This window comes from Psychroserpens sp. NJDZ02 (genome assembly GCF_004843725.1).
In the GTDB taxonomy this organism is placed as follows: domain Bacteria; phylum Bacteroidota; class Bacteroidia; order Flavobacteriales; family Flavobacteriaceae; genus Olleya.
Genome location: NZ_CP039451.1, coordinates 695,246 through 720,741 on the forward strand (window position 1 = coordinate 695,246; position 25,496 = coordinate 720,741).

Consider the following 25,496-nt stretch of genomic DNA (forward strand, 5'->3'; position numbering starts at 1 on the left):
AGCCTTCTCATCCCTACCTCACGACTCAGCAACTGAGAATATTCTCTTAAAGTCAAAATCAAACACTTTAGTTCTCGACCTTAAGAGAATATTACAATTACGCAATATAACTTTTAGCAGCCTCTAAAGCCTCTTTAATACCCGCAGCATTTTTACCTCCTGCTGTTGCAAAAAAGGGTTGTCCGCCTCCACCTCCGTGGATATATTTACCTAACTCTCTAACAATAGTTCCTGCGTTAAGCGACTTTGTTTCTACTAAGTTTTTAGACACATAACACGATAGGATAGCCTTCCCATCTAGCTCTGCACCAAACAGTAAATATAAATTATCAAATTGACTACCTAATTCAAAACATAAATCTTTAATACCAGAAGGATCTAAATCTAATTGCTTCGCTAAGAAGTTAACGCCGTTAACCTCCACAATTTCATTTTTAAGTTCGCCTTTAATATTTTTCGCTTTGTCTTTTAATAGTTGTTCTATTTGCTTTTTAAGACCTGTATTTTCGTCTTGTAAATTTTGAAGTGCTTTAATAGGCTCTTGTGCATTGTTAAGCATATCTTTCATTTCGAAAAACGATCTATTATTCTCGTGATAATACGACTTAACAGCATCATTTGTAATCGCCTCTATACGACGTATTCCTGAAGCTACGGCACCTTCCGACACAATTTTAAAGTGCCAGATATCTGCGGTATTATCCACATGCGTACCGCCACATAATTCTATGGACTGACCAAATCTAACGGTACGTACAGCATCACCATATTTCTCGCCAAATAATGCCATAGCACCTTCTTCTATAGCTTTTTCCATTGGCACATTACGTCCTTCTTGTAATGGCAATTTACTTTCTATTCTAGCATTTACAAAATTTTCAACATCACGTAATTGCTCTGTTGTTAATTTAGAAAAATGTGAAAAATCAAATCTTAAATATTTTGAGTGTACCGCACTTCCTTTTTGCTCTACATGATCACCTAAGACTTCTCGTAACGCTTGGTGTAATAAATGCGTAGCAGTATGATTACATTCCGTTCTAGAACGTTGCTTCTCGTCTACTTTTGCGATAAACACTTGATTTACATCACGTGGTAACTCTTTAGTTAAGTGAATAATAATATTATTCTCTTTTTTTGTATCCACAATATAAAACACATCACCGTTAGTTGCTTGGATATAGCCTTTATCACCCACTTGTCCACCACCTTCGGCATAAAAAGGTGTCAAATTAAATACCAATTGGTACATTTCTCCATCTTTTTTAGAAACGACTTTACGGTATTTTGTAATTTTTACTTTAGCTTCTAATTGATCGTAACCAATAAATTCTTGTTCTTCATCTTCAATAAGGTCAGTCCAATCATCAGATTTTAATTCTGATGCCTCTCGACCTCTACCCTGTTGCTCTTTTAAACGCTTATTAAATTCACCTTTATTATAAGAGAATCCTTTTTCACGTAAAATTAGATCAGTTAAATCTTCAGGAAAACCATAAGTATCTTTAAGCTCAAACACTTTTGAACCCGACACTTGCTTATCTGTTGCATTATCCACAATACGATCTAAAATAGCTAAACCTTGATCTAAAGTTCTTAAAAAAGAGGTTTCTTCTTCTTTTATAACATTTTCAATCAATTGTTTTTGCGCTTTCAACTCAGGAAAGGCAGTCCCCATTTTTTCAGTTAACACATTAACTAAACGGTAAATAAATGGTTCTTTTTTATCTAAAAAGGTAAAGCCGTAACGTACTGCACGACGTAAAATACGACGGATAACATAACCTGCTCCCGTATTACTAGGCAACTGCCCATCTGCTATAGAAAAGGCTACTGCACGTACGTGATCAGAAATAACACGAATAGCAATATCTATTTTTTCGTCTTTATTATAATCTTTACCTGTAATGGTTTCAATTTCTCTTATTATAGGCGTAAATACATCGGTATCATAATTAGACTGCACATTTTGCAAGACCATGCACAAACGCTCAAACCCCATACCCGTGTCGATATGTTTATTTGGTAAGCCTTCTAAAGTCCCATTAGCTTTACGGTTGTATTGCATGAAAACCAAGTTCCAAATTTCTACAACTTGAGGATGGTCTTCGTTAATCAACGTTTTACCATCGACTTTTGCTTTTTCTTCAGCAGAACGGATATCCACATGGATTTCGCTACAAGGTCCACACGGTCCTTGTTCACCCATTTCCCAAAAATTATCTTTTTTATTTCCTTTTAAGATACGGTCTTCATTAATATATTGTTTCCAAATATCATAAGCTTCGGTATCCATTTCAAGGTTATCCGCATCATCACTTCCTTCAAAAACAGTAACATATAAAATATCCTTATCTATTTTATACACTTCCGTCAATAACTCCCAAGCCCAAGCAATAGCTTCCTTTTTAAAGTAATCACCAAAAGACCAGTTACCTAACATTTCAAATAACGTATGGTGGTAAGTATCATAACCAACTTCTTCCAAATCGTTATGTTTACCCGAAACGCGTAAACATTTTTGACTATCTGTTAGTCTATTATTTTTTGGTTTTCCGTTCCCTAAAAAGTATTCTTTGAAAGGAGCCATCCCAGAATTTACAAACATTAATGTTGGATCATCCTTTAACACCATTGGTGCGGAAGGCACAATGCTGTGCTTTTTATCTTCGAAAAACTTAAGAAAAGTTGCGCGTACGTCTTGAGAATTCATATGCCTATGTTAATAATCTTGTTTACTTAAACTTAAAGCTTAATAAAACAATTTATATATTTGTTATTCGTTAACTATTTTTATTTGCTGAAAATTCAGCTTTTATAATTGCAAAAATAGAATATTTTAGATAATGAGTAAGGTAAAATATTATTATGATTCTGAAACGCTCTCTTATAAAAAGATAGAGCGCAGAAAAAGACGCACATTTAAGTTTATATCTTTATTCTTAATTGCTGCTGCCTTATTTAGTTTTCTATTTGTTTTTATAGGTGGGCACTATTTTGAATCGCCAAAAGAAAAAGCTTTAAAACGCGAATTAGCTAACTTAGATTTACAGTTTGATTTACTTAACAAGAAAATGGAAGAAGCCGAAATGGTTTTGGCAAACATCGAAGATCGTGACAACGCTATCTACCGCTTGTACTTTGAGGCTAACCCCATTCCAGAAGAACAACGTAAAGCCGGTTTTGGAGGTGTAAATAGATATAAAAGATTAGAAGGCTATGACAACTCTCAACTAATTGTAAACAGCAATAAACGCATTGACGTACTCCTTAAACGTATAGTTGTACAGTCAAAATCACTAGACGAAATTGCAATTTTAGCTGAAGAAAAAGAAAAATTATTATTAGCTATTCCAGCGATACAACCTGTAAGTAATGAGGACTTAAGCCGAATGGCCTCAGGATATGGTATGCGATCCGATCCCTTTACTAAACTTAGAAAAATGCACTGGGGTATGGACTTTACAGCTCCCAGAGGGACTCCTATTTACGCTTCAGGAGATGGTGTTGTAGTGCGTGCTGATAATAATTCTGCTGGTTATGGAAACCACATTAGAATAGATCATGGTTATGGGTACATCTCCCTGTATGCACATATGTTTAAATTTGTAGCTCAAAAAAATCAAAAAGTAAAACGAGGGGATTTAATAGGTTTTGTTGGTAGTACAGGACGCTCTCAGGCACCACATGTCCATTATGAAATATTTAAGGATGGGCAACGTATTAATCCTATGAATTTTTACTACGGTAGTTTATCTCCTGAAGAATTTAACAAACTTCTGCGACATGCCTCGGTAGAAAACCAATCTTTAGATTAATGATTATTGACCTTCCAGAAAAACGCTATTATTCCATTGGTGAAGTGGCAAAAGCGTTTGATGTAAACACCTCATTACTTCGGTTTTGGGAAAAAGAATTTGATGTCTTAAAACCAAAAAAAACAGTAACTGGAAATAGAAAATTCACCCCTGAAGATATAAAAAACTTACAACTAATTTATCATTTGGTAAAAGAGCGCGGTTTTACTTTAGACGGTGCAAAAACACATTTAAAAGAAGAAAAAAAGAAAACCCTTGATAACTTTGAAATTATAACTAAATTAGAAGGAGTCAAAGCACAACTAATAAAATTAAAAAATGAACTATAAACAACTACCAGAAGGCAACACTAAAAAATCATCTACCATGAAGAAATTACTTATACCTATCATAATTATTGGAATTCTGGCCTTTATAATATTCAAATGGGGCATTGGTGTCAACAACGAAATTATAGAAAAAGAAGGTGTTGCAGTAGCACAATGGGCTAACGTAGAAAGCTCTTACCAAAGAAGAGCTGATTTAATACCTAATCTTGTGGCTACCGTTAAAGGATATGCCAATCATGAAAAAGAAACATTAGAAGCTGTAATAAAAGCTAGAGCAGAAGCTACAAAACCAACAATTAATGTTGATGCCAGTGCTATCTCTCCGGAAAATATTGCTCAATTCCAAAAAGCGCAACAAGGATTAAGCGGTGCTTTATCAAAATTATTAGTCTCTGTAGAGCGTTATCCTGAATTAAAAGCTGACAGGGGATTTTTAGAATTACAAAGTCAATTAGAAGGTACAGAAAATAGAATTAACGTTGAGCGTAATAGATTTAATGGCTTAGCAGGAGCTTACAATATCTTTATTGCTAAATTCCCTACTAGCTACGTTGCAAACTACATTAATAAAGAAGCGCTTGGTTTATTTAAAGCATCACCAGGAAGTGAAAACGCTCCTAAAGTCCAATTTTAATTTATGCAAGAACAAGTAGAATCGTTTTTATCCACTATTGAAGAGCAAGAAATTGTTGACGCTATTTGTATAGCAGAAGACCATACCTCTGGAGAAATCCGTGTACATATCGAAAAAACCTGTAATGCCGATTTAGAATCTCGTGCATTAGAGGTTTTTTCCTATTTAAAAATGGACAATACTAGGGATCGAAATGGCGTTTTAATCTATGTTGCAGTTGACGACCATAAATTTGGAATATATGGTGACGAAGGTATAAATAATCTGGTCCCTAAATCTTTTTGGGATGATACTAAAACAATCATTGAAAACCATTTTAAATCAGGCGATTTCAAACAGGGTTTAGTGGATGGCATTTTACATGCTGGACAACAACTAAAAACTCATTTCCCTATCAAAGACGATGACACTAATGAATTAAGCAATACTATTTCTAAAGGATGATATTCAGAATGCAGTCTTCAATAATCAGTAAGCAATCGATAAAAAACAATGCACTAAAACTTGTTGTATTAGCTATTCTACTGTCCTTTAGCACAGGCTTTGCTCAGTTTAAAATTCCACCAAAACCAGATAAAGCTAATGGAGGACAAACTAGTGTTTACGATTATGCTAAATTACTATCTACAGCTCAAAAAAACGCATTAGAGACTAAACTTATCAAGTACTCCGACACGACTTCCACTCAAATAGTCGTAGCCATTATACCGTCTACTCAAGGCGAATACATTAATTACTTAGCAACTAATTGGGCTCAAGAATGGGGTATTGGCCAAGAAAAAGAGGACAACGGAATTTTTATCTTGCTAGCCAGAAATGACAGAAAAATAAACATTAGCACCGGTTATGGTGTTGAACACCTATTAACCGATGCCTTGTCGCGTCGTATTATAGATCAAGACATCATACCTTTCTTTAAGCAAAACAATTACTACGGAGGCTTAAATAGAGGTGCTGACGCTATTTTTGAAGTTATGAAAGGTGAGTATAAAGGCTCACGTCAAAATGATACTTCAGAAGACTTTCCAGTAGGAGTCATTTTCTTTTTAGGTATCATCTTTATAATTATCTTAATTTCTATATCTAAAAATCGAAGAGGTGGTAATGGCACGGATCACTTTGGAGGTGGACGCAATACATCACGAAGCATACTTGAAGCTATAATACTAAGTAATGCTGGTCGCGGAGGCTACAGAAGTGGCTCTGGTGGTTTTGGAGGAGGCGGTTTCGGTGGTTCTTCTGGAGGCGGAGGCTTTGGTGGTGGCTTCGGAGGTGGAGGCTTTGGTGGTGGAGGTGCTTCAGGTGGTTGGTAACTAACTCATCTTAAAAACACTTCTTAACTATTCATTTTTATTGAGAAATAAGCTTCATTATTTATGAAAACACATTGTATCATACACACCAAAATGACACTATAGTTAATAACTACATTAGTCTAAACGAATAATAGATAACCTATCTAAACCAAAAAAAGCAACTAAGACGTTGCTTTTTTTTTTAGATTAACCGATACAATCTATTAACAGACATAACTCGCAATGACAAAACTAATCCATTTAGTGCATACCATTACCTTTTGTCTCTCCTTTAGATCCCAAACTATTGAACTTCCAACTAAAATTAAGCATAAAATATTGACGTAATACCGTACTCTGCGTATCTTGTATATAATCTTGTGTTGCCGTGCGCCTCGCGTTAGTATTTTGATTTAGTAAATCATACACTTTTAAAGTCACTAATCCTTGATCTTTTAAAACAGAATAAGCAATACTAGCATTCCAAAACCAAGCATCTTTCTGAAAACCATCTGCTATGTTAGCATTATAATTATAGGTAATATCATTCCGCCACTCTAGTCCTTTAGGCAAGAAAAAGGCCGTATTTAAATCTAAATTATGAGAGGTGAAATTTCGATCTTCAAAGGCATCAATATCATATTTGTTATTTGTTAACGTGATACGGTAGCGCGGTTTAAATTCAAAAACATCATTATAAATATAATCAATCCCCACATTAGGAGTAAACACTAACACATTACTTGCGTATTGCACATCATTATTAAAGTTAATGTTCTTGGAAAAACTAGACCAGTTACCCACTTTCACCCTTACTGACTGTAAGGAGTCTATTTTAAATTTCTTGCTGTAATCCATACCAAAATAACCATCTTGATTACCACTCACATTGTCATAAGTTGTTACTCGTTTTAAAGTTTCTGAATCGGTAGTTGTTTTAGATATTACGGCATTTTCCTTTTTACGAATACTTCCATACATATAAAACCCAGTACGCTCTTGCCAATTATAAGCATTAAAACCTACATATAAACTATGTTCGTTAGTCGGCTCTAAACTAGGATTACCTATAATTGTATTTAATGGATTAGACACATCTTCAAAAGCCTGTAATTGCCTTAAAGACGGAGGCCTATTAGATAATCTATAACTAGCATAGACGGATGCTTTCTTACTAAATTTATAATCAAAATGCGAATTTAACTCGATCGCAGTAAAATCTCTTTCTACATTAAATTCAGGTCGCAATCCGTCTTGATTTTTTAAAGTTCTAAGCACGTAATCTGCACCAAATCTTGCGGACCATTTTTCTTTCCTATAGCTTAAACTTATTCCAGGAGAACTCCTTTCGTCTGTATATTCAAAATCTGTACTTAAAGCTTCATTAAAGGTATCATAACCATTAGAAACAGTATTAAAGTCAAATGTACTTTCTTTATTATAATCTTTATTAAACTGATATTCGTAATTAAAATTTACGAAAAATTCTTTCTCTTTAATAGGTAACCTATAACTAACATCTGTCTTCAGGTTATTACTATTATTATCACCATCCGTTAATTGATTTCTGTTTATGGACTCTGGAGAAGACCCAAAAACCTCTGTATTGGAATTTATAAAATCTTCACTTTCACTATTATTAAAACTATTATTAACACCAAATTTTAAAAAGGCTCCTTTAGAACCAAACTTTTTAGTGGCATTAATTTCATTTGAAAAATTATTAACCTTAGTTTCTACAAAGGAAGTTAACGTTGATTGATTGGTCAACACTCTGTCTTCATCTAATGTTTCATCTTCACTTTTATAATCTGTTGTACTCGTTGAATTAGAAAATGAGGGTTTTATATTAATAAAAAAGGTCGTATCAATTTTTATTTCAAAATCAGAATTCGCCGAATGGCTTTCTGTATCGTTATTAGAACGTGAATTTGAATTTGAAAAGTATCTAGAATCGGATAAAATGGTCTCACGTTGTGATGCCGATTCATTTTCAGAATTACTATTCGAATAAAAATAATCTGCAGAGACTTCTGTTTTTTCTCCTATGGCATCTGCATAATTAACGCCTCCTAATTTAGACGTTGTAATTCCTTGACCACCTCCAAACTGTCTTCCATTAAGACTAAAGGAACCATTACTACTAAACGAACGCCCTCCTCCACTACCAAACATTTTTTGGATTTCGCCAAAACTAAAACCAGGAGAATTGATATTATTACCACCGACTAAAACACTTATGCGTTGATCATTATCAAATCGATTAAACATTCCTGCAAACTCGTGGCGATCATCTGTACCAATACCAGCTGCAATACGTCCAAAAACACCTTTATTATTTTCTTCTTTAATAGTAAGGTTTATCGTTTTGTTTTCTTTGTCTCCTTCCTCTCCAGTAAAAGCTTCACTTTTAGTTTTGGTATCTACTACCTGAATTTTTTCAATAATCTCCTTGGTAAGATTTTTTATAGTAATAGAAGGGTCATTACCAAAAAACGGTTTTCCGTTAACCAATATCTTATTAACGGCTTTACCGTTTACTTTAATTTTACCTTCTTCGTCAATTTCTACTCCAGGTAATTGTTTTAATAAATCCTCTACCGTAGCATCTTTTTTAGTTTTAAAAGAATTAACATTAAACTCTAACGTGTCCTTTTTAATGGTTACGGGTGCTGAAGACTTAATTAAAACCTCATCTAAAGAATTACTAATTTGTAGTTTTATAGCGCCTAAATCTATAATCCCTGCTTTAATTGCAATTTTTTTCTTGTAAGCCTTATAACCGACATAAGACACCAATAAGTTTAAATTGTCCTCACCGGTCACATCTTCCATATTAAATGCACCGTCTTTTTCTGTTATGGTATACGTAACCAAACTGCTATCTTTAACACGCTCCAGATATACTGTAGCTGCTTCAAGAGGTGTTTGATCTAAGTCATCAAACACCTGACCTTTTATAACAAATTCTTTGGATTGACTAAATGAGGTGAATGCACACAAAAGTGTGACAATAAAGATTAGGTAACGCATTGGTTTTGGTTGATTTTAAAAGTCTGATTAACAGCTAATAATTTTCAACGAAAATAACCTTGCGATACTATTTTTAGTCTTAATAAAAACTTAAAACTAATTTAGAATCATTATTTTTTACGCATATATACACTGATAGGCACCCCTTTAAAGTCATATAACTCACGTAATTTATTCTCTAAATAACGCTTATAACCTTCACGTACATATTGTGGTAAGTTACAGAAAAATGCAAATTGTGGTTGCGGTGTAGGTAACTGCATGATGTATTTAATCTTAACAAACTTACCTTTGTAAGCTGGTGGCGGATAATTATCTATAATTGGAAGTAACGTCTCATTAAGTTCGCTTGTTTTGATACGCTTAGAACGGTTATTATAAACCTCTACAGCAGTTTCGATAGCTTTAAAAATACGTTGTTTTGTCAATACTGAAATAAATACAATTGGCACGTCTGTAAATGGCTCTAATTGTTTTTTGATATGTTTTTCAAACTCGTTAGTAGACTTATGATCTTTTTCTACTAAATCCCATTTGTTAATTAAAACTACAATTCCTTTTCTGTTACGTTGTGCTAACCAGAAAATATTCTGAATTTGACCATCAAAACCTCTAGTAGCATCAACCACCAATAAACACACATCAGCATGCTCAATAGCACGAACACTTCGCATTACAGAATAAAATTCTAAATCCTCTTTTACTTTTGATTTTTTACGAATCCCTGCAGTATCAACTAAATTAAATTCAAACCCAAAACGGTTGTACTTAGTATCTATAGAATCTCTTGTAGTACCAGCTATATCAGTAACAATATATCTATCTTCTCCTATTAAAGCATTAATAAAAGATGATTTTCCTGCATTTGGACGACCAACTACCGCAAAACGTGGTAAAGGATCTTCTTCTTGTATTTCTTCTATTTCTGGCAAAGCTTCTACAACAGCATCTAAAAGATCTCCTGTTCCACTACCATTTATACTTGCAATGGTAAAATAATCTCCTAATCCAAGGCTGTAAAACTCAACAGCATCTTCTTCACGCTTACCGTTATCTACTTTATTAACTACTAAAAATACTGGTTTTGTTACTTTACGTAATAAACGTGCAACATCCTCATCCATTCCTGTAACACCATCCTCTACATTAACCATAAAGATAATAGCATCTGCTTCATCAATAGCTAATTCTACTTGCTTATCAATTTCAGCTTCAAAAACATCATCACTTCCTTTTACATAACCTCCTGTATCGATTAACGAAAATTCTTTTCCGTTCCAATCACTTTTTCCGTAATGTCTATCTCTTGTTACACCACTTACCGCATCAACAATTGCCTCACGACGTTGAATTAAACGATTAAAAAATGTTGATTTCCCTACATTAGGTCTTCCTACTATTGCTACTATATTACTCATAATTTATCTTTTTATGCATTACATATCCTGTAAGCGAGTGCAAAGGTAGTGTTTAGTTCGAGAAAAAATAGTATTTTACTTTCATTATGAGATAATTATGAATGAAAATTTAAATGAAGTCGTGCTACGTCCACGATTCAAAATAGAATTAAATAAACAACACACGTCTGTTTTAGAGGCTTTTGAAGCTAAAAAACACAATCAGAGTCAGTTTATTGTCTCTAGAATCGACGATCATGTATTTATTAAACTCCCAAAAGCAGAACAACATTTCTGGTCTCCGCAACTCCATTTAGAGATTAACGACCTAGAAAACAACAAAAGTCAGTTGTATGGTTTATTTGGACCTAACCCAACCGTTTGGACTTTATTTATGTTTCTACATTTTATAGTTGCTGGATTATTTGTAGCCTTTTGTGTTTGGGCATACTCCAATTATGCTTTAAAAGTAAACTACCAATTACAAGTTTGGGGATTAATAGGCATGACGATTATATGGTTTGTCCTTTATTTTGCAGGACGAATGAGCAAAAGTTCTAACCAGAAAGAAATGACAGATTTATACGCGTTTATGAGTCGTGTTTTAGATGAATAAAAAAAGCTCCAGTTAACACTAGAGCTTTTATTGTAGTCTTTAATTTTATATTACTGTTGGTTTTCGTAAAAACTGACCGTACCACTATCTTCGTTAGACACGATTAGCAGGTCTTTACCGGTTGGGCTGTCTATTGCAGGAATTGTTAATAAACCTTCTGGAGCCTCATCACCTGAATGTGATAAAATAGACAAGAACACTGGAGCATTAGGATTAGAGATGTCATACATCATCACTTGGTCTGTACGTTCCAAACCAACGAATAATATATAACGCTGATCTCCTATATTTAAAACATCTACACTTTCAGGCTCGGCACCTTTATCATCACTACGTTTATCTTCGTCGTTAAAACGGTCTGGTGTTGCTGCTAAAGTTTCTCTAGCAATACTATTACCACTATCATATACTAAACCACCGTTACCATTCCAAATGGTAAAAGAACGCGCACCATAACTATATAAATAATCAAAATCGCCATCATTATCTGTATCACCTTCCGATAACATCACATTTAAACGTCCCAAATTAGCTTCATTTTGATACTCCTCTGACGCTGGAAACATCGTAGCATCTAAAGTTAAATCCTTTACCCTGTCAATATCAGTGTATCCCGGTGTTCCTTCATATTCTCTGGCATCCCCTTCATTTGCAGAAATAACATAATCAGCTCCATTTATTCTAACAGACACAATAGCATCCGGTTGATATAATCCTCTAACTGGCCAGTTTTTAAGTTCGGTTATACCGTCTTGATTACTTGCATCCAAACTATTTTCTGCCAACATATGATCCTTATAACCTAAAGGAAAAATAGCTTCGATTGTTTTAGTTAATAAACTAATTTTTGCAATTCCGTTATTTTCTTGAAGTGAAACCCAAGCCGTCTGCGAATCTTCAGAAATGGTAATATATTCTGGTTCTACATCTTTTGCCAAGTCTGCATTTAAACCTGTAACTCTAAAGTGATCCGCTTCCAACGCAGCTTCTTGACTATTAAAACTTGTAAAATCTAAAGTGGTTACCGTATCAGTATTTAAATCGATTATACTAACCGTCCCCATTGGGTCGTCTGTGTAATCAGCATTAGGTTCACCTTCATTAGCGGATAGAATAAAATTGCCGTCTTTAGAAAACGTTACCATGTCAGGCAAAGCGCCGACGGTATATTGATTATATAATGAACTATCAGAAGTATTATAGACTCTTATTTGTCCAGCATTTTGTTTGATTGGTGCTTCAACAGCAACAGCCAACTTACCATCAAACACAGCCACACTGTTAGGTGATCCAAAAGCACTTAAACTAATGGAAGCTTCTTGAATAGGATTATCTAAATCTAAAAGGTTGTAAATCGAAATCTCATTACTTTCAGCATTAGTTACAAATAGCTTTTTTATAATCTTATCATATGCTGAAATTTCGGCAGCAGCCTCCCCTCCAACATTAATGGTGGTTTTATACGTAAAATTAACAGTGGTATTTACCGTTGGTAGATCCACTGTATTATCGTCATCATCTGCACAATGCAGAAATAATAAAGTAGAAAAAAGTAATACTGCTGTTTTTAAATGTTTCATTTTTAGATTGATTTTTTATAAACCCTAAAAATGAGACATAACCTTTAACCTAAAGTTAAGCCAAAGCAACGATTACATTACCAATTACTATTGATTGTAACCAAAACGTTTTAATTGACGTTGATTGCTTCTCCAATTTTTATTTACTTTAACGTAAAGTTCTAAGTGAATTTGTTTTCCAAAGAATTTCTCTAAATCTTTTCTAGCCTCTACTCCGACGCGCTTTAACGCACTTCCTTTGTGACCAATGATGATTCCCTTTTGCGTCTCACGTTCTACCATAATTACAGATCTTACTCTGATTATTTGGTCTTCTTCAAAAAACTCTTCCGTATCAATCTCTACTGCATAAGGGATTTCCTTTTTGTAATGCATTAAGATTTTTTCGCGAATAGTTTCGTTTATAAAAAAACGTTCTGGCTTGTCCGTTAATTGATCCTTTGGATAAAAGGCTGGTGATTCTGGTAATAATTCAATAATCCTATCAAAAACCTCTTTCACATTAAAGCCTTCTAAAGCAGAAATTGCAATAATCTCTGCATTTGGAACTTTAGTCGCCCAAGATTGCACTTGTTCTTCTAATTGCTCTTGATTAGATTTATCTATTTTATTAAGTAATAATAAGACTGGAATTTTAGCATTGGTGATTTTATTAAAAAACGCTTCGTCTTTCAATTCTCTTTCACCAATCTCGACCATATAAATTAAGATATCTGCATCATCAAAAGCGGACTTTACAAAATCCATCATAGAGGCTTGCAACTCGTATGCGGGTTTGATAATCCCTGGTGTATCACTTAATATAACCTGAAAATCCTCTCCGTTTACAATTCCAAGAATTCTGTGTCTTGTAGTTTGCGCTTTAGAAGTAATTATAGACAGTTTTTCGCCTACAAATGCATTCATAAGTGTTGATTTACCAACATTTGGATTACCAATAATATTTACAAAACCTGCTTTATGTGCCATCTTAATCTTATTTAATAGACCGCAAAGTTACGACCTTGGTTTGTTTATTCCTCTATCGTACATCACAATACTTCCTGCAACGGATACATTTAAACTTAAAGGTGACTTAAATTTAACTAAAAAGTGACTTTTTGCTATCGCTTGTTTAGATAATCCATGATCCTCCGCTCCTAGTAAATAAACGCAACGTCTAGGATGATGAAACGTTTCTAAATCTACCGCAGTATCGTCCAACTCCACACCAACCAATCTAGCCCCTTTAGGAATATTATTATAAAAATCGTCGAAAGTAGCATAATGAAAATAAGGCATTGCATTTACCGCATTGTGCGTATCACAAGCTTGTTTTGCATACCTATTACCAATAGTAAAAATATAACTAGCACCTAAGTTTTGAGCTGTACGCCATAGTACACCCAAATTTTCTGGTGTTTTACCATTTTGGATACCGATACCAAAATATTCATTTTCAAAATTATCTACCATTTTACAAAAGTAAAATTTTTATATAAATTACAAACACTCCCTTAAATTATATCAATGGATTGAGATCTCTTAAAGTTTTATTAATTAACTGAAAGGTCTTGACATAAAAACGACAAAATGTGTAGTTTCATATAAAAATTAATAAATGACAACACTTAAATCGGTTATACTCGTTTTATCTATAACGTTATTAGCCTCTTGTAATACGGTAGAAAAAAATAAACCTGAAACTATTTTACAGGAACCAACTACCACTCCTAAAGTTGAAAAACTGGACAAAGGACAAACGGTTTTAAATGAAACTATTCTTGCGCACGGTGGAGACTTATACAACTCCGCGAATTATGCTTTTACATTTAGAGATAATAACTATCAATTTAAAAATGAAGGCACTAATTATACCTACACAAAAACGGTTAAAAAAGGTAAAACTATAACAATAGATATTTTAGAGAATGACACCTTTTCAAGAACCGTTAATGATAAACCAGTAACCCTTTCTGACAAAGCAAAAGCAAGCGCTACAGGTGCTATAAACTCTGTCATTTACTTTGCAACCCTTCCTTACAAACTAAACGACAGCGCCGTTAATGTTAAATACATTGAAAGCACGACCATTAAAAACAAAAATTATGCTGTTATAGAAATTACTTTTAATGAAGCTGGTGGCGGAGAAGACCACGACGATCAGTTTTATTATTGGATAAACAAAGATACTAAAAAGGTAGATTACCTAGCTTACAGTTATAAAGTGAATGATGGTGGTGTTAGATTTAGAAGCGCCTACAACTCTAGAGTTATTGATGGCATAACGTTTCAGGATTATATTAATTACGAAGCTGAAGTTGGCACACCTTTAAAAGATTTACCAAAACTTCTTGAAGCCGAAAAGCTAAAAGAACTTTCAAAAATAAAAACCGAGAACATAATTAATTTAAACAAAAACTAGAAATGAAAAAACTACTATTTATTATCGCAATTGTATTAACAGGATCGACTGTAAACGCTCAAGAATTTGCAAAAATGGACAAAAGCACAATGGACCGTGCTTACTATCCTGAAAACGCAACAAAAAGAGCCTTTAAAAAAGATGAAGCTGAGAAAAAAGCTTTAGAACCACAAATACGTGTAACCTATTCACGTCCTTCTAAAAATGAAAGAGTTGTTTTTGGTGAATTATTAAAATTTGGTGAAGCTTGGAGAGTTGGAGCTAACGAGTCTACTGAAATCTTATTTAATAACGATGTTACTTTTGGTGGAAAAGAGATTAAAGCTGGACGTTATACTGTAATTATTATTCCTACTGCTACAGAATGGACTTTAAAATTAAACACAGAATTAGATGGTTGGGGAAATTACGGATACGATGCTAGTAAAGATGTTGCTAGTGTAACTGTACCGGTTTCAAAAAGCAATAAAGTGATTGAAAACTTATCAATTTCTCTTTACGAAGCTTCTAAAAACACAGTTCATTTAAAAATAGGTTGGGATACTACAGTTGCTGAGTTTCCTATTACTTTAAAATAAATGAAGTCAAGTAAGCTAACTTAAAACACTAGCTAACATACTATACAAAAAAACCGATGAAGTTGTCTTTATCGGTTTTTTTTTATTAAAACATACGGTTCTATAGCACTTAAAATAGCATCTTCTATTCAAAATGTTTTTTTACAAAGGCACTTTTCTCGTGGTTTGTCATCTTATCAGCTGGGGCAACATCAATTTTAACATCCTTAAAATGCAAATCTTTTCTCAAGACATTATACAATTCTGTTTTCGCATTGGTTGGACCAAACAAAAGCACATTATTATAATTTAAAATAGCATTTGCAATTTCCTTATAATAAGCGTCATTCATCTGTTGCCGTTTATTATGCATTAGACTTTCGCTTTTACTCAATGCCTCTTCCTTGGTGTCAAAATTAAATTTGGAATCTATGGTTTGACTCTCTTTCTTGGTATTTAAATCAATCAGATTTGCGCTGGAATGATCCATCCAAATTCCTAAGTTTTTTTCTGTTTTCATGTTTTTTCTATTAAAATTAGAGGTAACTATATTTCCTACATAAGACTAATTAAAACCTTACTTTGTGTTAACAGGAAGTTTGATTTGCACAGCTACATCAGGCCACAATTTTGAAATCCCATCTGTTCCTGTATGCAAATCATAACACACTTTATTTAACGACTGCATGGCTTCATCCCCTTTCCATATCTTTAAATCAATTTTTGCAGACATAATTATAGTATCATTTTTAAACGAATAGGTATAATTTAAAGGATTTCTCATCGTATTCATCTTTAAACTAAAAACCCCTTTACCTTGACCTGCTTCTACTACAGTGCCTTCAATAGTATCGGTATTAAATACTTTAAAAAAGGAAGCGACCAATTTGGTGTCTCTTATTTCTAAATTAGAATTAACAGAAGCTGTTTGTATTGCTATTTTTGCTTGTTTTAGTAATGCTTCAATAGACGATGCTTTATTAGGTCCCGAAAATTTAAAATTATCAAACTGACCACTAACCCCAAGTTTATCAGTAAATTTATATGCAGTCCATAAAACCGACACACCTGTTGTATCAATAGAATATAAATGCTCTTCTTTTACGGTTTCAGCATCGCTTATTTTTGTTTTTTCTTTTTTCGAAGTGTTACATGAAAAAATCAATAACGTTAAAACCAAATAGGTTGTCTTATTTAATAGTAGTTTCATAAAAATAAGTGTAATATTATGTTTAGGAGTTGTTTTTAATACGTTTACTGTATTATTAAGTGTCAACAAAGACAAAGGTAGAAAGAGTAATAGCCTCCTGAAATGATACAAGTCAGTTATACTTGTTTTTTAATTTGTTAATTTGCCACTTAAACCTTTAGTTAAAAATTTAGACGCACCATTTTATGATTAAGAACTTAGTAGTCATTATATTTTTTATAACCTTAGGCAGCGATTTTAATACTTCCGAAGAAAAAATTTTATTTGATGTTATACGCAACGAAAAAGTAATTGGTAGTCTAAAAGCAACGAAAACAATCAAGGATTCTAAAACTTACTATAAAAGTTCGACTAGTATTAACGCTAAAATCATAAAAGAAATTAGAGTCAATTATAAATACAACGTCATTTTTGATTCTGACTTATTAGAGCAATCCAATGTAAACATTACAGTAAATGAAAAATCACATGCTAAGACCATTACTGAATGGGATGACAATGCTTACCAAGTTGTTAAAAACGGAAAGGATGAAGCTACAATTACTAACGCCATCTCCTACGCTACTGTTCAGCTCTATTTTGAAGAACCAAAAAACATTACTAAGTGCTATTCGGAACAAAATGGCAATTATAATACCATAATAGCCATGGGAAATCATGTTTATAAAAAAGTGAATGCAAGCAACAATGCAAATTTATACTATTACGAAAATGGACTTTTAACCAAAGCTACTATAGATGGTGGACTTGTTAAGTTTGAAATTATCAGAAAAAGCAACCATTAGACTATGACCATAGCCATTATTCTATATTTTCTTTTAGCTTTTTTTTTAATGGGGAAATTATTAATTTATGGCATCCGCCCCACGAAAACATTGGCTTGGTTACTTGCTATTTTCACGGTCCCTATTGGAGGCATGCTGTTTTACTTTGTGTTAGGTCGAAATAGAAGAAAAAACAAATTCTACACACTTAAAAAAACTAAAGCGATCGCTGAATACTATGCAAAAGTTGAAGCGTACTATAGCACATTAGATAATGATAAAAACACGACTATCCCAAAAGCCATTAAAACACACATTAAGTTAGCTAAACTAATAACTAAAGGATCTAAGTTTACGCCAACCTTGGACAACGAGTTACGTCCATTAAAAAATGGAAAAATAACTTTTGATGCTATTTTTGAAGCACTCAAGCAAGCTGAAAAATTTATTCATATTCAATATTATATTTTTGAGGATGGTGATTTAGCCGACCAATTCAAATCCATTTTAATACAAAAAGCTAAAGCAGGCGTCGAGATTCGTTTATTATACGATGCTTTAGGCAGCAGAACACTAAGCAACAACTACATTAATAATCTTAAAACGGAAGGCATAGAAGTTTTTGCCTTTTTACCCATGACATTTGGACGCCTACTCTCTTCCATTAATTATAGAAACCACCGCAAAATTGTAATTGTAGATGGTCGTATTGGTTTTACGGGTGGTATCAATGTCTCTGACAAATATGTCGTTGGAGACCCTATTTTGGGACACTGGTACGATATGCATTTGCAATTAAAAGGAACTGTTGTTAATAGTTTACAATCGGTATTTGCAATGGATTGGAGTTTTGCTAGTGGCTCAGATAATTTACTAAGCACTAAATATATATTAAAACACACGGCTCCAGGACACGCTATAGCACAAATTGTTGCTAGTGGCCCTGATTCTGATTTTTCTTCTGTACAACAACTCTATTTTTCTATAATAAATAGCGCTAAAGATTATGTGTACATAACCAATCCGTATATCATTCCAGGAGAAGCTATATTGGAAGCAATGCAAGTGGCTGCCATGAGCGGTATCGATATTAGGCTTTTGTTATCCACCAACTCCGACAGTTTTTTAGTCAAATGGAATGTGCGTGCCTATTTTGAAGACCTATTAGAAGCAGGTGTTAAAATTTACTTATATCCGGATGGGTTTTTGCACAGTAAAGTAATTATATCTGACGATGCGCTAACTTCCATTGGAACTGCCAATCTAGATATTAGAAGCTTTGAGCAAAACTACGAAGTAAACGCCCTAATTTACGATAGCAAAATAACGATAGACCTAAAGCAAGATTTTTTAAGAGATTGCAATAAAAGTAGTCAAATGGACTATCAACACCATCTTAAAAGACCAAAAACAGAACGATTAAAAGAAGGACTCGCTAAAGTATTTAGTCCAGTATTATAACCAACTGATAATAATCATTATTTTTATATAAGCAACGTAATATCTTTACTTTAACTAATACAACTAAAAAATGAATACAGGTTTAGTCCTTTCGGGAGGAGGCGCTCGTGGTGCTGCACATATAGGAGCAATAAAAGCATTGGAAGAGTTTGGGGTTACACCAACACACATTGCAGGAACAAGTGCGGGCGCTATTATTGGTGCTTTATACGCAGCTGGTATCAGTTGGTCTGAAATGTTAGACTTTTTTAAAAACATATCTATATTTCAAACGACTAGATATGCGCGTAATAAACCAGGGTTTATAAATTCTGCTAAATTCTATGATGACCTTAAAACCTATCTTCCTATTGATGACTTTAGCGCCTTAAAAAAGCCGTTATTCGTTACTGCAGCAAATGTTATTGACGGTTCTCTCAAAATATTTAGTAAAGGCCAACTTATAAAACCTGTAATTGCCTCCGCTTCTTTCCCTGGTGTTTTTACACCAACTGAGATTAATGGTAAATTTTATATCGACGGTGGGACTTTAAATAATTTCCCTGTAGAACCTTTGCTAAAAGACTGCGACAAAATTATAGGCGTTTATGTTAATCCCTTAAAAAAAATTAGCATTAAAGATTTAAAACATTCTTATAGTGTGGTAGAAAGAGCCTATAAAATTAAAGTTGCATCAGAGTCTATGCTCAAGTTTTCAAGTTGTGATTTGGTAATTTCACCAGAAGAATTAATTAATTATGGCACTTTTGACATGAATAGCATAGATGCCATTTTTAATTTAGGTTATACCGCAACTAAAAAAGCCCTAGAAGAAAATAAAAATATATTAACACCGTAATTACACCAATAATCTATCAGAAAAAGCATTAAACTATATAAAGCAATTAACTCTATAACTAATTTACAGTCATAAAAATGAGTAACGATTTGAAAGACAACATTCTTTTTAAAAGCATTTTCCAATCTTCAGTCGAAGGCATTTTGGTTGTTGACGATTCTGGCATTATTATTAAGGCTAATCCTGCTAGCCAACTCATGTTTGGTTATAATACCGACGAATTAATTTTAGAAAAACTAGACATTCTTATTCCTAATAAGTTCAAAAATAATCATAAATCGCATCATAGTTATTTTTCTAAAAACCCCACGTCAAGGCGTATGGGAAAAAATTTGGATTTATGGGGATTAAAAAAAGATGGCACGGAGTTTCCTTTAGAAATTAGTTTAAGTCCCGCCGAGATTGACAACAAACAAATGGTTATCGCTTTTATAATTGACGCCACCACTAGGATGGCAGAAAAACAAGCTTTAATTATTAGCGAAAGTAGAATGGCCGAAGCCCAGCGTCTTGCACATGTCGGTAATTGGAGTTGGAATATCCAAACAGGCCAAAGAAGTTGGTCGGATGAGTTTTATAGAGTCCTAGGTCTTATTCCAGGAGACAAAAAATTAAACTCAGAATCTGTTAGAGAATTTATTCATCCAGAAGATAAAAAAACCACAATACAAGCCATAGACGACGCCATAAAAAACAAAACACAGTATAAACACAAACACAGAATTATTAGACCAGATGGTACAATACGCCACCTTCTATCAAAAGGCAAAACGATTTATGATACAAATGGAAAACCAAAAGAAATATACGGCACTATCCAAGACATTACAAGGCATAAAGAGATTGAATTAAAATTAAAAAATAGCAAAGAAAAAACACAAGCCATACTAGAAGCCTTACCAGACGTCATGATTTTGTATGACAAACACGGCAATCACTTAGAGGTCCATTCTCCCGAAAACTATCAACTTGTAGCACCTTATCACGATCATATAGGCAACAACATAGACAAAATACTTCCTAAAGACGTTTGTAAAAAAATAAGACAAGGCTTTGCTGATTGCGAAAAAACTAAAAAAAACCAAATTGTAGAATACACCCTTACTATCATGGGTAAGTTGATACATTTTGAATCTCGAATAGTTAAAACGGAAACCAATAATTTTTTGTGCATTATCCGTGATATTACAGAAAGTGAAAATGCCGAAAAAAAGATTCTAGAAAACGAACAACGCTTAAGATTAACTTTAGAAGCAGGTGAGTTTGGCTCTTGGCATTGGGATTTACTTTCTGATAAAATAATTCGAGACACCTACCAAAATGCGTTATTTGGTTTGGAAGCAAAAGAGTTTACAACCACTTATCACGATTTTTTAAATTCTATTCATCCAGAAGATAGAGACGCTGTAAAAAAAAACATAACCGAAGCCATAAAAACCACCAGTAATTACACAATACAATACAGAATAACGCACCCTGATTTATCTGTACATTGGCTGCACGAAAAAGGAAAGGTTTTTAAAAATTCTAATGGCACACCAGAACGTATAATAGGTGTAACCAATAGTATTACAAAACAGAAGTTAGCAGAAGAAAAGCTAAAAGACAGTGAAGAAAAACTGCGCAACTATACGTTAGAGTTAGAAGCAAAAGTAACAGAGCGCACTAAAGAATTAACCAGCGTTGTGCAAAAATTAGTGGCATCAAACCTTAATTTGGAAGATCAAATATTAATCACCGAAGAAGCTGAAAATATCGCTCTTAATAGCAAACAAGTCCTTGCAAACATTACTAAAAACTTTCCAAAAGGATTTGTAGTGGTTGTCGACACTAACTTAAACATTGTTTTTATAGATGGTGAAGAGGTAGAAGCATTAGGCTTTAGCGACCTCGCACATATAAATGCAACGATATATGATGGAAACGGAATTACAGAAGTTACTAGAGATATATTAATAAAAGAAATAAAAAAAACATTTAAAGGAGAGCATTGTTCTTTTGAAATAAATATTCAGAATAGGTCTTACCTAGTTAATACTACTCCTTTATTAAATAACGAAAATCAAATTGAACAGATTTTATTAGTAAATAATAACATCACCCAGCAAAAACAGATAGAACTAGACATTCTGAATACATTAACTAAAGAACGAGAATTAAGCGAATTAAAATCGCGGTTTATCTCCATGGCTTCCCACGAATTTAGAACACCATTAAGTGCTATTCTATCTTCCGCTATATTAATTGAAAAGCAAAATGGCGCCGGAAAAGAAAACAAAAGAATTAAATATGTCTCTAAAATCAGAGCTAATGTAAAAAATCTAGTTGTCATACTAAACGACTTTTTGTCTTTGAGCAAATTGCAGGAAGGAAAAATCATTGCACATCCTGAAACATTCAACTTAATTACTTTTATTGACACATTAATTGATGAATTTGAGGGTATTAAAAAAACAGGACAGCATATAAATCTACAATGCGAACAGACTACTATTTCTGTATTCTTAGATATAAAATTATTAAAGCACATCATATACAATTTAGTCTCTAATGCTATAAAATATTCTGAAGAACATCAGGATATATTTATAAACATAGCTATTAAAAAACAAGGGATCTGCATAGAAATTAAAGATCAAGGTATTGGGATTCCAATCGAGGATCAAAACAATATGTTTCAACGTTTTTATCGTGCAGATAATGTGTCAAACATTCAAGGCACTGGTTTAGGCTTACATATCGTAAAACAGTATATAGAATTAATGGATGGGACTATACACTTTAAAAGCGAAATAAATAAAGGCTCCTCCTTCTACATTGACTTTCCTTTAAACCAAAAACAAGATGAATAAAATACTATTAATTGAAGACAATCAAGACGTAAGAGAAAATACTGCAGATATTCTTGAACTAGAGAACTATACTGTCTTTACCGCAGAAAACGGTAAAATAGGTGTTGAAAAAGCCATAGCGCATAGTCCCGATATTATTATTTGCGATATTATGATGCCTGTCTTGGACGGTTATGGTGTTTTTGAAAGCTTAAGTAAAAACCCTAAAACAGCAAGCATTCCTTTTATTTTCCTCTCTGCCAAATCAGAAAAAACAGATATCAGAAAAGGAATGAATATTGGTGTCGATGACTATTTAACCAAACCTTTTGAAGAAGACGAACTTTTAGATGCGATAACATGTCGCCTAAAAAAGAATATCTTTTTAAAGAAAGAATTCTCCAAAAATATGGAAGGTCTTAGTGCATTTATTAACGACGCCTCGGAGTATTTAAAACTAGAAGAACTTTCTAAAGATCGTAACCTTGAAAAATATAAAACTAAAGATTGTATTTTTACAGAGGGAGACGCTGCACATCAATTATATTTTATACAAAGCGGAAACGTTAAAACCTATAGAACAACAGAATCTGGAAAAGAATTTGTGACAGGATTTTATGGACCAGGAGATTTTATAGGACAATTATCATTACTAGGTCATAAAGGTTTGTATGTAGAAACCGCAAGTGTATTAGAAGATGCCGAGATTTGTGGTATCCCAAAAGCAGATTTTACTAAACTTTTATATAGCAATAAAGAGGTGTCTAACAAATTTATAGATATCATCTCAAATAATTTAATAGACATGCAAGAGCATTTGGTAGACATGGCCTACTCTACTGTGCGACAAAGAACAGCCAAAGCCTTATTAGAATTAGATCAAAAAGGCTTGATTAAAGATAACAAACATGAAGGAATTAGTATTCCCAGAGAAGATTTTGCAGGACTAATTGGTACCGCAACGGAAACTGCTATCCGTATGCTAACCGAGTTTAAACATGAAGGATTAATTGAAGTAGAATCAAACAGAAGACTTGTAATAGTAAACAAAGAAGAACTAAAACAAATAGCAGACTTTGGATAATCTGAAATAAATAACAAAGGAGTTTTACTACAAATATTTAGCAAAACTCCTTTTTATTATCTGAACTTTTTAATCAAGTTAGTCGTTATAAATTCCAACAACTTGATTTGTAACGTGTTTTTAACCTCACTTTTAATACTAGTGGCACTAAAACTAGCTTTAGAACTTCTTAAATGCTGTTTTATCTGTTGTTTATAAATCTGTTTTTGAAGACTAATAATTTTTAACTGATTATCTATGTCTTCAAACGAATTGTAGCTATTTGGGATCATTTTTTATAAAATAACATTTAGAAAATTTTCTTAATAATGGTCCATTAAACTTATCTCTTAAAAAATAAACAACCATCACAACTAGTGCATAAAACAAGCCTACAATTAAAAAACCATAAAACGTATCATCCAAAACCTGTGCTAACCTAAACGCTACTGCAAAAGATAAAATTAGTAACATTATACAAGTTAAAGCTCCAATAACGATTACTTTAGTAATATAAGTAACCCCTAACATTAATACTTTAAAACTTTTAAGCTTAATATAATCTTCACTACTTTTTAAATAAGCATGAATATTAACATCTGTATCTAATACGTTTTCTTTTAATTTTTCAAAAGCCATAATTATTATTTTTGCGGCTCCGTTTTTTTAAGCTCCTCTAACTTACGCTCTAAGCTAGAAATAATATCTTCGGCCTTACCATTCATATGAGAAATAGTTTCATCTAACTTTTCTTTCATTTCTTCTTTTTTCTCATTTACAGATCTTGTCAAATCGGCTTTAGCATGAGATACGCGTTCAGAAATATCATGTCTTGTATCGTCTGCTTTTTGTTTAATTTTTTTTCTTGTTTTTGTTCCTTTATCAGGAGCATATAAAACGCCTATCCCTGCTCCCAAAGCAGCTCCAGCTAATAACGCTAATAGTGTGTTTTCTTTAGTACTTGCCATAATTTTATATTTTAAAGATTAATACATTAGTTTCTACACTACAAAATTATAGTAACTAAAGGTTATTTAGAATGACCTAGGTCACTGTGTAAAAAAAATAACGGAATGATACAGGTCATTACTCTTTTATAATAAGCACGTTACATTAGACCTACAATATGAAGTTACTATGAAATCTAAAATTAAAGAAACAAACCAAAAGCGCGTTTTCTTAAAATCTTACTCAAAATTTCAGCAAATCGAAAAAGCAATAGAAGCCCTTAAAGTATCCGATAACAATAACCTGCAAATTTCTATTATTGGTAAGTTTAATGAAGACCATTGGGATGACACCAAAACACTAATTGCTTTAGAAGAGGACATGGAAACAAAATGCAAAGCTTTGTTTGAATACCCAATAGACTTTGGCATCCTGTCAAACCCAGACATTGGCACTCTTTTTATAACAGGATTTTTAGTGTCTATGTTTTTACAAGAAATAGAACTGAAAGAAATTGGCGCGATGCTAACAGGCCCTTATGGTATTTTAAGAGGCTTAGGGATAGATAAAGAAAGTGCTTACTTATCTTTAAAAGCATTACAGAAAGGAGATTACTTAATGATTATTAGAGGTTTTGAAAACGAATTAAAACAATTTGAAGCTGATTTAAAGTGATTTAAAGTGATTTAAAGTGATTTAAAGTGATTTAAAGTGATTT

The 25,496-nt window shown here is 33.1% G+C and carries 25 protein-coding genes; 14 read left to right on the forward strand and 11 right to left on the reverse strand.

Annotated elements, in window-relative coordinates; translation table 11 throughout:
* Positions 1-97: 97 nt before the first annotated feature.
* Positions 98-2,713, reverse strand: a complete 2,616-nt coding sequence (alaS, locus tag E9099_RS03120) for an alanine--tRNA ligase (RefSeq protein ID WP_136582260.1) — start codon at positions 2,711-2,713, stop codon at positions 98-100.
* Positions 2,714-2,846: 133 nt separating this feature from the next.
* Between alaS and E9099_RS03125 the strand changes: the two genes are divergently transcribed.
* From E9099_RS03125 to E9099_RS03145, 5 genes are read left to right on the forward strand one after another with little or no spacing between them, the layout of a single operon-like run.
* Positions 2,847-3,818 carry a M23 family metallopeptidase gene (locus E9099_RS03125; protein WP_136582261.1) on the forward strand — a complete coding sequence of 324 codons (972 nt, stop codon included), beginning with the start codon at positions 2,847-2,849 and terminating at the stop codon, positions 3,816-3,818.
* A complete protein-coding gene (locus E9099_RS03130; protein ID WP_101017192.1) occupies positions 3,818-4,147 on the forward strand; it encodes a MerR family transcriptional regulator in 330 nt (109 codons plus the stop codon). The genes E9099_RS03125 and E9099_RS03130 overlap by 1 nt, the downstream gene beginning before the upstream one ends.
* Positions 4,148-4,184: 37 nt before the next feature.
* Positions 4,185-4,781 carry a LemA family protein gene (locus tag E9099_RS03135; protein ID WP_136585125.1) on the forward strand — a complete coding sequence of 199 codons (597 nt, stop codon included), beginning with the start codon at positions 4,185-4,187 and terminating at the stop codon, positions 4,779-4,781.
* Positions 4,782-4,784: 3 nt separating this feature from the next.
* The gene (locus tag E9099_RS03140; protein ID WP_136582262.1) at positions 4,785-5,225 is read left to right on the forward strand and encodes a TPM domain-containing protein; all 441 of its coding nucleotides are present in this window, start codon (positions 4,785-4,787) and stop codon (positions 5,223-5,225) included.
* An 8-nt stretch (positions 5,226-5,233) separates the two neighbouring features.
* Positions 5,234-6,094 carry a TPM domain-containing protein gene (locus tag E9099_RS03145; protein WP_136582263.1) on the forward strand — a complete coding sequence of 287 codons (861 nt, stop codon included), beginning with the start codon at positions 5,234-5,236 and terminating at the stop codon, positions 6,092-6,094.
* Positions 6,095-6,337: 243 nt separating this feature from the next.
* On the opposite strand, the gene E9099_RS03150 is transcribed toward E9099_RS03145, so the two are convergent.
* Positions 6,338-9,109, reverse strand: a complete 2,772-nt coding sequence (locus E9099_RS03150) for an outer membrane beta-barrel protein (protein ID WP_136582264.1) — start codon at positions 9,107-9,109, stop codon at positions 6,338-6,340.
* A gap of 110 nt (positions 9,110-9,219) precedes the next feature.
* The gene (der, locus tag E9099_RS03155) at positions 9,220-10,527 is read right to left on the reverse strand and encodes a ribosome biogenesis GTPase Der (protein WP_136582265.1); all 1,308 of its coding nucleotides are present in this window, start codon (positions 10,525-10,527) and stop codon (positions 9,220-9,222) included.
* A gap of 97 nt (positions 10,528-10,624) precedes the next feature.
* Between der and E9099_RS03160 the strand changes: the two genes are divergently transcribed.
* Positions 10,625-11,122, forward strand: coding sequence for a GTP-binding protein (locus E9099_RS03160; protein WP_136582266.1), 498 nt, complete (start codon positions 10,625-10,627; stop codon positions 11,120-11,122).
* A gap of 50 nt (positions 11,123-11,172) precedes the next feature.
* Here E9099_RS03160 and E9099_RS03165 read toward each other — a convergent pair whose 3' ends face one another.
* The 3 genes from E9099_RS03165 to E9099_RS03175 all read right to left on the reverse strand — a co-directional run bounded on the left by E9099_RS03165 (position 11,173) and on the right by E9099_RS03175 (position 14,157).
* A complete protein-coding gene (locus E9099_RS03165) occupies positions 11,173-12,702 on the reverse strand; it encodes a choice-of-anchor I family protein (protein ID WP_136582267.1) in 1,530 nt (509 codons plus the stop codon).
* Positions 12,703-12,789: 87 nt separating this feature from the next.
* Positions 12,790-13,671, reverse strand: coding sequence for a GTPase Era (gene era, locus E9099_RS03170; protein ID WP_099570439.1), 882 nt, complete (start codon positions 13,669-13,671; stop codon positions 12,790-12,792).
* Positions 13,672-13,698: 27 nt separating this feature from the next.
* Positions 13,699-14,157, reverse strand: coding sequence for an RNA methyltransferase (locus tag E9099_RS03175; RefSeq protein ID WP_136582268.1), 459 nt, complete (start codon positions 14,155-14,157; stop codon positions 13,699-13,701).
* Between the two features lie 145 nt (positions 14,158-14,302).
* Here E9099_RS03175 and E9099_RS03180 point away from each other — a divergent pair, with 145 nt between their 5' ends.
* Positions 14,303-15,106, forward strand: coding sequence for a DUF6503 family protein (locus tag E9099_RS03180; protein ID WP_136582269.1), 804 nt, complete (start codon positions 14,303-14,305; stop codon positions 15,104-15,106).
* Positions 15,107-15,108: 2 nt separating this feature from the next.
* Entirely contained in the window at positions 15,109-15,684 is a 576-nt protein-coding gene (locus tag E9099_RS03185; protein ID WP_136582270.1) for a DUF2911 domain-containing protein, read from the forward strand.
* 124 nt (positions 15,685-15,808) lie between these two features.
* Here the strand turns inward: E9099_RS03185 and E9099_RS03190 are convergent, their stop codons facing one another.
* Both E9099_RS03190 and E9099_RS03195 read right to left on the reverse strand, forming a co-directional pair.
* Positions 15,809-16,183, reverse strand: coding sequence for a hypothetical protein (locus tag E9099_RS03190; RefSeq protein WP_136582271.1), 375 nt, complete (start codon positions 16,181-16,183; stop codon positions 15,809-15,811).
* Positions 16,184-16,240: 57 nt separating this feature from the next.
* Entirely contained in the window at positions 16,241-16,873 is a 633-nt protein-coding gene (locus E9099_RS03195) for a YceI family protein (RefSeq protein ID WP_136582272.1), read from the reverse strand.
* A gap of 185 nt (positions 16,874-17,058) precedes the next feature.
* Here E9099_RS03195 and E9099_RS03200 point away from each other — a divergent pair, with 185 nt between their 5' ends.
* From E9099_RS03200 to E9099_RS03220, 5 genes are all read left to right on the forward strand, one after another.
* Positions 17,059-17,658, forward strand: a complete 600-nt coding sequence (locus tag E9099_RS03200; RefSeq protein ID WP_240788947.1) for a DUF6134 family protein — start codon at positions 17,059-17,061, stop codon at positions 17,656-17,658.
* A gap of 3 nt (positions 17,659-17,661) precedes the next feature.
* Positions 17,662-19,098 (forward strand): cardiolipin synthase, encoded by a 1,437-nt coding sequence (cls, locus tag E9099_RS03205; protein WP_136582273.1) that lies wholly within the window; start codon positions 17,662-17,664, stop codon positions 19,096-19,098.
* Positions 19,099-19,168: 70 nt separating this feature from the next.
* Positions 19,169-19,936 (forward strand): patatin-like phospholipase family protein, encoded by a 768-nt coding sequence (locus E9099_RS03210; protein WP_136582274.1) that lies wholly within the window; start codon positions 19,169-19,171, stop codon positions 19,934-19,936.
* Positions 19,937-20,013: 77 nt separating this feature from the next.
* Complete coding sequence (locus E9099_RS03215; RefSeq protein WP_136582275.1) at positions 20,014-22,788, forward strand: PAS domain-containing protein; 2,775 nt, start codon at positions 20,014-20,016, stop codon at positions 22,786-22,788.
* Positions 22,781-23,851, forward strand: a complete 1,071-nt coding sequence (locus tag E9099_RS03220; RefSeq protein WP_136582276.1) for a response regulator — start codon at positions 22,781-22,783, stop codon at positions 23,849-23,851. Before E9099_RS03215 ends, E9099_RS03220 begins: the two co-directional genes overlap by 8 nt.
* A gap of 56 nt (positions 23,852-23,907) precedes the next feature.
* Here E9099_RS03220 and E9099_RS03225 read toward each other — a convergent pair whose 3' ends face one another.
* The 3 genes from E9099_RS03225 to E9099_RS03235 are packed head-to-tail and all read right to left on the reverse strand — an operon-like array spanning position 23,908 to position 24,798.
* Positions 23,908-24,123 carry a DUF6327 family protein gene (locus E9099_RS03225; RefSeq protein ID WP_136582277.1) on the reverse strand — a complete coding sequence of 72 codons (216 nt, stop codon included), beginning with the start codon at positions 24,121-24,123 and terminating at the stop codon, positions 23,908-23,910.
* On the reverse strand, positions 24,110-24,469 hold the full coding sequence (locus tag E9099_RS03230; RefSeq protein ID WP_136582278.1) for a hypothetical protein: 360 nt from the start codon (positions 24,467-24,469) through the stop codon (positions 24,110-24,112). Before E9099_RS03230 ends, E9099_RS03225 begins: the two co-directional genes overlap by 14 nt.
* A 5-nt stretch (positions 24,470-24,474) precedes the next feature.
* A complete protein-coding gene (locus E9099_RS03235; protein ID WP_136582279.1) occupies positions 24,475-24,798 on the reverse strand; it encodes a YtxH domain-containing protein in 324 nt (107 codons plus the stop codon).
* A gap of 169 nt (positions 24,799-24,967) precedes the next feature.
* Here E9099_RS03235 and E9099_RS03240 point away from each other — a divergent pair, with 169 nt between their 5' ends.
* Positions 24,968-25,453 carry a hypothetical protein gene (locus E9099_RS03240; RefSeq protein ID WP_136582280.1) on the forward strand — a complete coding sequence of 162 codons (486 nt, stop codon included), beginning with the start codon at positions 24,968-24,970 and terminating at the stop codon, positions 25,451-25,453.
* The last annotated feature ends 43 nt before the right edge of the window (positions 25,454-25,496 follow it).